Origin of the sequence: Arthrobacter sp. Hiyo1, from assembly GCF_001263615.2 — a bacterium.
GTDB lineage: Bacteria > Actinomycetota > Actinomycetes > Actinomycetales > Micrococcaceae > Arthrobacter.
In genome coordinates this window covers 10,831-13,075 of sequence record NZ_DF952478.1, presented here as the reverse complement: position 1 = coordinate 13,075, position 2,245 = coordinate 10,831, and the positions used below count along the sequence as shown (strand labels likewise).

The 2,245-nt window shown below is 64.9% G+C and carries 2 protein-coding genes; both read left to right on the top strand.

Going from position 1 to position 2,245, the window contains the following annotated elements:
• Positions 1-1,584 (top strand): glycosyltransferase (locus AHiyo1_RS22400; RefSeq protein ID WP_113990751.1); only part of this gene is annotated, 1,584 nt, incomplete at its 5' end.
• 232 nt (positions 1,585-1,816) lie between these two features.
• Positions 1,817-2,008 carry a hypothetical protein gene (locus AHiyo1_RS22395; protein WP_059390055.1) on the top strand — a complete coding sequence of 64 codons (192 nt, stop codon included), beginning with the start codon at positions 1,817-1,819 and terminating at the stop codon, positions 2,006-2,008.
• Positions 2,009-2,245 lie beyond the last annotated feature (237 nt).

Genomic DNA, 2,245 nt, shown 5'->3' with positions numbered 1-2,245 from the left:
ACCGCTGCCGGCGGAGTCTGGGCGCTGTTCTTTTTGATGGGTTTGCCGGTTGGTCCGCTGACGGGTTTCCTGTTGTGGGCCACAGCTGTCCTGGGCGCCATCACCCTGCCAAGCTCGGTGGTCCAGACACGGGAAGGGTGGGAATCGCTCCTGCGTACCACCTGGTTCCGGCCCCGCCATCCCATGTCCGAGCCGCCGACGGTTTTCCCCAGGGTGTCCATCCATGTACCCACCCACGCCGAACCTCCCGGCATGGTGATGGCCACCCTCGATGCGTTGGCGGCCCTTGACTACCCGAATTTTGAAGTGCTCGTCATCGACAACAACACCACCGATCCCGCTTTATGGGAGCCCCTGCGCGAGCATTGTCTCGTGCTTGGCGACCGGTTCCGATTCCTGCATGTCGAGGGGATCTCCGGGGCCAAAGCGGGGGCCTTGAACTGGGCAGCGGGGCACACCGACCCGGAAGCGGAACTGATCGGGGTGGTCGACGCGGACTACCAGGTCCGCCCGGATTGGCTGAGGAAAACCGTCGGTCACTTCACTGAACCACGCACCGGTTTCGTGCAGGCACCCCACGCCTACCGCGACCACGCCGGCAGCCGCTTCCGCCGCTGGGCAAACTGGGAGTACGCCGTTTTCTTCACCACCGGTATGGCCGCGCTCAACGAGCACAACGCCGGGCTGACCGTCGGCACCATGTCCCTGATCAGGCGCGCGGCCTTGGAAGAGGCCGGCGGCTGGGCCGAGTGGTGCCTTACCGAAGACAGCGAGTTGGCCATCCGCATCCACGCGCTCGGGTACGACAGCGTCTACCTGAACGAACCGTTCGGATGGGGACTGATCCCGGAAACGTTCACCGCCTACCGCAAACAGCGGTTCCGTTGGACATATGGCCCGGTGCAGGAAATGCGCAGGCACTGGCGGATGTTCGTCCCGGCCTGGCTGGGCGGGCGGCGCACGGAGCTGACGTGGCTGCAGCAAATACATCACGGTAACCACGGCCTGGACGTGGCCTGCATAGGCCTGCGCGCCATCGCCCTGCCGTTGGGTGCACTCTCAGCGATCTCCATGGCCATACAGCACGAGCGCATCTCCATGCCGTTCGCACTGTACATCGGTGCGACTGCGGTTCTGGTCAGCAGCACGGCCCTGCGCCTGCTGGTCTACCGCCGGCTGGTCGGCGCTACGCTGTCCCAAACGGTCTGCGGCACCCTTGCCTTCGCGGCACTGCACCACGTCATCGTCGTTGCCAGTCTGGCGGCACTTTTCGGACGCCCCGCCAAGTGGGAGCGGACCAGCAAATTCCCTGCCGCCCGCCGCCGCCTGGGTGCGCTCAACGACACCCTGGTCGAGGGCTCACTGGGGCTGACCGGCCTGGTCATCGCGGCGGTGTTGTTTCTGGCCGATTCCAGCGGTCTCATCACCATGTTCGCCATTGCCCTCGCCGCCCAATCGCTGATGTACCTGGCCAGCCCTGCGCTGGCCCTGGTCGCCGACAGGGACCTCTCCACGGAGAACGCCGCCGGCAGCAGCGCTGAACAATTCAAGCCCGCCCTCCAGACACAAAGCGTTAGCGTCTGACCCGGCACTCCTGAACACCGCCGCCGGTTTTCACCCCCGGCCGAAACGCCGGCGCCCGCCTCCCACCGCCTCCCATCGGTACGGGACGACGGCCCTCTGGAGAAGCAGCCGAACTACCGGGGCTTGATGAGCCGGACCTTCAGCAGCCCGACGCCGGACATCACCCCGCGAAGGGCTGGCTGCCAAGGGAGCCACACCGCGACTTGGTCGCACGCCGAAAGGAGGCATCGCCATGAATAACGATCCCGACTACGAATACATGACAGTCTTGGTGGACCGTCGCCCACGGAAGCAGAGCAGGGAGCTGAAGAAGCTGGCCAAGAACGGCTGGGAAGTTGTTTCCGTCAGGCCACGGTCAGGGTTCTCATGGTCGAGCAACACCGACGACGCAACGCTCAGACGCGTCCGAAATAGCCGCCGCTAAAAACGGCGGAAACAGCCAACGAAAGTGGTGGCGCCCTGCTCCCCCATGCCAAGCCTCAAGGCATTCAGTTAGCCAAGTACGCCCGGACGGCAGCCCGGCGCGCCACCAGCTTGCGGGCCGGAGGAACGAAATGCCATAGAGCACGGCCCATCTGAAACCCGCACCCATGAGTTCTGAGGCGGGTCCGGAAATAGCCGTCCCAGGCATTCACCGATGAAGACGTGCACGCAAGATTCA